The sequence below is a fragment of the Halochromatium sp. genome (genome assembly GCF_054919635.1).
Window position 1 is genome coordinate 1 of sequence record NZ_JBUDPI010000229.1, and the last position, 6,371, is coordinate 6,371.

Sequence of the window (6,371 nt, forward strand, 5' to 3'; positions counted from 1 at the left end):
CTGCGGTGCGGCTTTATCTCAACGGCGGTTTTTTGGTGGCTAATTGGAAGCGCGATTTGAGCCTGGTGCGCTGGCGTGAGCAGCCGATGGTGCAGGTTCGGATCAGACAGTCGGCGATTGAGCTGCTGCCCGAGCATGGCGATCAGCCGCTCATCACTGCAACCCGCGACGGCGATTGGTTGCGTTGGCAGGATCATCGCAGCGAGGCCGAGCGGGAAGTCGGCGCGAACAGGATGCACTGGGAGCCGACCTTGGCGCTCTGGCTGGCGGTGCAGGGATGGCCGCTCATCCGCAGCGAGCAGGCCTGGGCGCAGCGGCTGCGTTGGATGGACGCCGGTATGCCGGAGGGCCTGGCCTGCCGGGTCCAGCGCTGGGAGGCCTATGCGCGCCATCACGGGCTGCCCGTGCGCGCTCCGCGGATTCCGGGGCTTCGTTATCCGAGCTGGGAGGAGCTGGATTCAAGCGCATGAGCATTTAGCGGCGGAGCTCGGATGCTGAGCGAATGCTCGCTTTGTGCACATGACTAGCAAGTCGAGGTTATAGATGTCCAACGATAGCGAGATTCAGCCAAGTCCTGAACAGCCAAGTCCTGAACAGCCAAGTCCTGAACAGATTGAGAAAGACAATGAGGGGTTGGTGGCAGCATTCGAGCAATGGCTACTAGATGCCGGTCTATCAGACACGACCATTGGTCGGCACGTCGATAATATCTCTTTCTTTCTTGAGCATTTTCTGCAGTATTACGAGCCTGTTGGTGCTCGCGCTGGCGCTGATTATGTGCCAGAGTTCCTGGGGGATTGGTTTATCCGCAAGGCGATGTGGTCGAGTGAGGCGAGTATCAAAGGTAACGCGGCCAGCCTGAAGAAGTTCTATGCCTTTCTCGCCGAGCGCGGTGAGGTTGAGCGACAGGTCGTTAAGAATCTGAATCAGACCATCAAGCTAGGGATGCCTATCTGGCTCGACAACATGCGTGAGTACATGAATCTGGCGGAAGAGGATTGGTGAGCTAGAACGGGCCTGATATGTTCGATACCGAAGACGCACTATTGCAGCAGATCCAGCTCGGCGAAGACGGTCGCCTTGAGTTCAAGGCCGTGCAGTTTCGGGGCGAGCGCATTACCGGTCCGCATGCCGATGGGCTTGCGGATGAGCTAGCGGCGTTTGCCAATAGCTCGGGCGGAGTTGTGATCTTGGGGTTTGATGAAGTGAGCAAGCAGCCTCAAGGTCTGAGTGTTGACGAGTTAGATCGACTCGAGCAGTGGCTGCAAGGAGTGAGAGCAGATCGAATCAAGCCGCCAATGCTGTGCCGTATTGAAAAGTGGAGCCTGCCAGATGCGAATGGGCAGCCACGGCCAATTCTCAAAGTTGATATCCCAAGGAGTCTGTTTGTTCATGAGAGCCCGAATGGGCACTTCTATCGAATCGGCAGTAGCAAGCGGCGAATGTCGACCGAGTATATTATTCGCCTTGGGCAGCAGCGTAGCCAGACACGGTTGATCCGCTTTGATGAGCAGCCTGTGGTGCAGGCTCCTGTGTCGGCGTTGAGCTCGGTGCTTTACGATCGTTTCCGTACCTCACGAGGTCGCGACGAGGCAACGGACTTCTTGTGCAAAATGGGTCTCGCCGCTCGGGATGATCAAGGTGAGCTTCATCCTTCGGTGAGCGGTATATTAATGGCAACATCCGAGCCGCGTGACTGGATGCCAAATGCCTTTATTCAAGCAGTTGCCTATCATGGCACATCGCCTGCTGAAACGAACGGGAATCTTCCTTATCAACTGGATGCGCGTGATCTCTCAGGTCCGCTTGATGAGCAGGTGCGTGAAGCCTGTCGGTTCGTCGCCCGAAATATGAAGGTTGCGGCGGTCAAGACACTGGGTAGAAGGGATATTCCTCAATACGATCTCACTGCGGTTTTTGAGGCCTTGGTCAACGCTGTGGCGCATCGTGATTATGCGATTTATGGCGCAAAGATCCGGTTGCGACTGTATTCGGATCGGCTTGAGATCTATTCGCCTGGCTCGATCCCGAACACGATGACGGTTGATAGTTTGCTCTATCGGCAGTCGGCTCGTAACGAGACACTCACTAGTCTGCTAGCAAAATGCTCAGTGCCGACGGAGATGTCTTGGCTGCAAAGCGACCGACAAACCTACATGGATAAGCGTGGTGAAGGGGTGCGTATCATCTTGGAGAATAGCGAGAAGCTCTCTGGTCGGCGCCCCGAGTATCGTTTGATTGATGATGACGAGCTGCTGCTGACGATCTTCGCAGCCACTGGAGTTGTGTCCGGTCATGAATCGCTTTGACTTAATGCGCTTATCAGAAGACTATATTCGCGAGACACTCCGCGGATATCTTCGTTCGGATACCGCGGTGTATCTATACGGTTCGCGGGCGCGCGGCTATGCGGCTTGGAATTCCGATTATGATCTATGGGTCGATGGCGAGCTGCCCCGGCACCAGATCGACGCAATCATTGAAGACCTCGATGAATCCTTTGTGCCCTTTCACGTTGATCTTGTGACGACGCCCATGCTGAGGGGAGGGTTTGGCGAGCGTGTGCGAGCGGAGGCGAAGCGATGGATGTGAGGCTGTCCGCCTTTGCCGACGCCCTTGAGGGATTCAGCTACCTTGTGTCGCTGGACATGGCGGAGCTTGGCAAGACGCTCGACGAGCGCGTCATTGATGGGCTAGAGAATGGCAAGGCGCAGAAGTTTGAATATACCGTAGCGCTGTGCTGGAAAACCATCAAGCATGCGTTGCGAGCCCTGGAAGGGATCGATGAGGCGTCGCCGAAGAAGGTCATCAAGGCCTGGTATCTTGCTGGTTATCTCGATGAGAGGGACTATTTCAGGCTATTAGCGGCTATTGATGATCGGAATCGGCTCAGCCATGTCTACGATGAGGATGCGTTTAACGCCATTATTGCTCGCTTGCCTGATCACGCCGACCTTCTTGAGCGCGTATTGGTCTCGATAAGGGATGCGGTTGGTCAGGACGGTGGCGCGCGCTAGCCGAGGCAAAACCATTGGCCGGCGCACCTACCTGCACGTCGATGCGCTCGCGAGCGCCCAAGATAGCAAAGGTTTGGATTGGGAGGCGCGTGTTGCTGCGGCTGAGCAGGCGGTAGGGGTCGAGCGCGGTGTTCGCTTCAATGTGGTGCGGCTCGATGCGGAGAGCGGCGAGATCGCGCTGCTGCATTATGCGGCGTTCTTCGATGACCCCTTCCCGGCGCTGCGCGAGAGCTGGCGCTTTGAGCCAAGCACGGGCGCGGTCGGCTATCGCACCTATGCGGACTCGCTGAATCCGCCAATCCTGCATCGCAAGGAGCTGCTGCTGCCGGCGGACCATCCGCGCCAGGAGGAATATCGGGCACTGACCGGGGCGGCTGAGTCGATCGGCCTGTTTGAGGAGACGACCCGGATTGGCTACCGACGCCAATGGCTCGAGCTGGTGCAGGCCGCGGGGTATCGCATCGAGGGCCATGCGCTGCTGCCGCTGGGTAATCTCGAGGGTGATGGCGCTGATCGCGGTCACGCGCAAGGCGATGAGAGGGATGGCGATGGCAGCGATGGCGATCAGGCTGTTGTCGATCATGCCCGTGGCCACGCGGGCGATGGGGGTCGCGAGGGGCATGCTGAGGAGCATGCTAACGGAGATCAGGCTGCGGCCGGGCATGCTGGAGCGGCCTTGCACGCGGGCTGGGAGGCGGCCCGCCATCGCACGGCGATGGTCCGCTACGGCTTCTCAGCGCCGATCCAAAGCCTAGCCCGACACGGCTTTCTCGACGGCCAGCATCGCCTGTTCGACTATGGCTGCGGGCGTGGCGATGACCTGCGCGGCCTGCGCGAGAACGGGCTCGAGGCGGCTGGTTGGGACCCGTACTTTGCGCCGGACCAGCCGATCCAGTCGGCCGATCTGGTCAATCTCGGCTTCGTCATCAACGTCATCGAGGACTTCGATGAGCGGCTCGAGGCGCTGCAGCGGGCCTGGTCGCTGGCCGAGCGGCTGTTGGTGGTGTCGGTGATGCTGGCGAATCAGAATGATCCGCGCGGGACCCGTTTTCGCGATGGGGTCATCACCCAGCGCCAGACCTTTCAGAAGTACTACACGCAGCAGGAGATCCGCGAGTTTCTGGTCGATGCACTGGATGAGGAGCCGATCCCGGTCGCGCCCGGTGTGCTCTATGTGTTCCGGGACAAGGACGCCGAGCAGCGCTTCCTGGTTGAGCGCTATCGCAGCCGGCGTTCGCGCCTGCGTGATCCCTCTGCGCCGGTACCGGCATCGGCGCGAGCGCCGCGTATCAGCAAGCGCCGTGATCGCCGCGCGGAGCAGTATGCGGCCTACCAAGCTCCCCTTGAGCGGCTCTGGGAGCATTGGCTGAACCTCGGGCGCAGCCCTGAGAAGGCCGACCTTGGCGCCGAGGATCTGCTGGCACTGACGGCAGGTTTCGGCACCTTCAACAAGGCGTTGCGCTTTCTCGAGGCCGAGCAGCGCGAGCGCCTGGGTGATACCGAGGTGACCGCGCTGCTCGAGCGCGCCGAGGCCGAGCGCACGGCCGATCTCGAGGTCTATCTGGCGCTGCTGCAGTTTGAGCGCCGCCGGCCCTACAAGCATCTGGAGGCCGGGCTGCAGCGCGATATCAAGGCCTTCTTCGGTGACTATCAGGCGGCGCGCAGCGCCGGTTTTCTGCGGCTGATGCAGATTGCCGATGTCGAGGCGATTGCCGATGCCTGTAAAACCGCCGCCGAGCATGGGCTGGGTTGGCTTGAGCTGGATGACCGCGGAGGGGCTGGTGCTGCGTCCGAGTCTGCCACGGATGGCGCGTCCGCGCCGGCTTCGGGTGTTGCGTCAAAACCCGCAGGCCGGACGCCGGCCGCGCACTTCGATGCACTGGCGGACAGATCGCAACGCCGTCTTGCCGCGGGAGAAGATGCGTCTGGTGCTCATGCCGAAGCGCCCCCGCGCGGCGCGCTGACGTTGCATTCCAGTCTGGTCGAGCAGTTGCCGGCGCTGCTGCGGGTCTACATCAACGCGGCGGCCGTGCTCTATGGCGACGTGCACAATGCTGATCTGATCAAGATCCACATCGGCTCGGGCAAGCTGACGCTGATGCGCTTCGATGACTTCGACGGTCGCGCGCTGCCGCGGATGCTCGAGCGGGTGAAGATCAAGCTCCGCGATCAGGATGTGGATGTCTTCGGCTATGGCGAGGTCTTCGAGCCGCCCTATCTGTATCGTAAGTCACGCTACATCAATGAGGAGCATCCGGGCTATCCGGAGCAGGTGGCGTTTGATGAAGCGCTGGATCAGCTTGAGGCGCGCGGGCTGATTGATCTCTCCGGGTATGGTCCGGCAGCGGCGGAGCTGGACGCGCTCTTGGCGCGGCATCGCTGGGAGGTCGACGGGCTGCGGCTGCGGCGCGTGCAGACCCCACCGGCGCTGGATGATCCTTGCGGGCAGTTCTTGCGCTTTCGCGATCTGATCGAATGCGGCGAGACCTGGCAGCGGCTAGCGGCCGAGGCAGCAGGGCCGGCGGATGAAGTCGAAGCCGAACTTCAAGCTCAAGTCGAGACTCAGCGCCAGCAGGGACAGGGCAAAGGCCAAGGCCAAGGCCAAGGCCAAGGCCAAGGCAGAAGTAAGAGCCGAGGCGAAACCGGCATCGATAATCTTCCACAACAGCCAGAGAGCTACAACGCGCTGTTGGAGCTGGCCGAGCTGGTGTTGGACCCGGTGATTGACTGGTTCGGCATGATCCAGCTGACCTATGGGTTTTGCTCACCGCAGCTGGCGCGTCAGATCTCGGGGCGCATCGATCCGAAGCGCGATCAGCATGCCGCGCATGAGCGCAACCGGCTCGGCAATCTCATCTGCCCACGCTTGGGCGCCGCGGTCGATTTCATCATCGCCGATGAGGATATGCGCGAGGTCGCGCAATGGGTGGCCGAGAACACCCCCTTCGATCGGCTCTACTTCTACGGCGCAGACAAGCCCATCCATGTCAGCTATGGCCCGGAGCAGTCGCGTCAGGTGGTGACCATGCTGCCTGGTCCAAGTGGCCGCTTGGTGCCGCGGACGCTCTCGGTGGAGGCTTTTCTCACAGCAGCGTAGAGGTTCAGGTGCTTGCTTGAGCGTACCGCCAAGCTGGTTGGCAAAAATGCCTCTGTTTCACAGCCCGCTGCCGTCCTATGGTCTAGACTCAGCTGCGAACTGGTCGCGTCTTCAGTGCCGGCTATCGTCCAATCCACCCCGTTCTAACGGACTGGGTTCTCAGGGAGCAACCTAATGAGTGAGCCTGTCAACAGCGTATCTGAGTCGTCCAATCAAGCGATTGTCTTTCCGAAGGGGATTGGCGGTTTCGAGGACTA

At 60.4% G+C, this 6,371-nt stretch carries 6 protein-coding genes and 1 pseudogene; all 7 read left to right on the forward strand.

The window, feature by feature from the left end:
* Nucleotides 1-470: hypothetical protein (locus ACY693_RS13270; protein WP_462322304.1), on the forward strand; the 470-nt coding region annotated here is incomplete at its 5' end.
* Between the two features lie 73 nt (nucleotides 471-543).
* The gene (locus tag ACY693_RS13275) at nucleotides 544-1,005 is read left to right on the forward strand and encodes a recombinase (protein WP_462322305.1); all 462 of its coding nucleotides are present in this window, start codon (nucleotides 544-546) and stop codon (nucleotides 1,003-1,005) included.
* A 122-nt stretch (nucleotides 1,006-1,127) separates the two neighbouring features.
* A pseudogene (locus ACY693_RS13280) lies at nucleotides 1,128-1,388 on the forward strand (AlbA family DNA-binding domain-containing protein); the annotation flags it as partial.
* A gap of 54 nt (nucleotides 1,389-1,442) precedes the next feature.
* Entirely contained in the window at nucleotides 1,443-2,309 is an 867-nt protein-coding gene (locus tag ACY693_RS13285) for an ATP-binding protein (protein WP_462322309.1), read from the forward strand.
* Nucleotides 2,296-2,592 carry a nucleotidyltransferase family protein gene (locus tag ACY693_RS13290; protein WP_462322306.1) on the forward strand — a complete coding sequence of 99 codons (297 nt, stop codon included), beginning with the start codon at nucleotides 2,296-2,298 and terminating at the stop codon, nucleotides 2,590-2,592. Before ACY693_RS13285 ends, ACY693_RS13290 begins: the two co-directional genes overlap by 14 nt.
* A gap of 44 nt (nucleotides 2,593-2,636) precedes the next feature.
* Complete coding sequence (locus tag ACY693_RS13295; RefSeq protein WP_462322307.1) at nucleotides 2,637-3,017, forward strand: nucleotidyltransferase substrate binding protein; 381 nt, start codon at nucleotides 2,637-2,639, stop codon at nucleotides 3,015-3,017.
* Entirely contained in the window at nucleotides 2,986-6,114 is a 3,129-nt protein-coding gene (locus ACY693_RS13300) for a DNA phosphorothioation-associated putative methyltransferase (RefSeq protein WP_462322308.1), read from the forward strand. Before ACY693_RS13295 ends, ACY693_RS13300 begins: the two co-directional genes overlap by 32 nt.
* The last annotated feature ends 257 nt before the right edge of the window (nucleotides 6,115-6,371 follow it).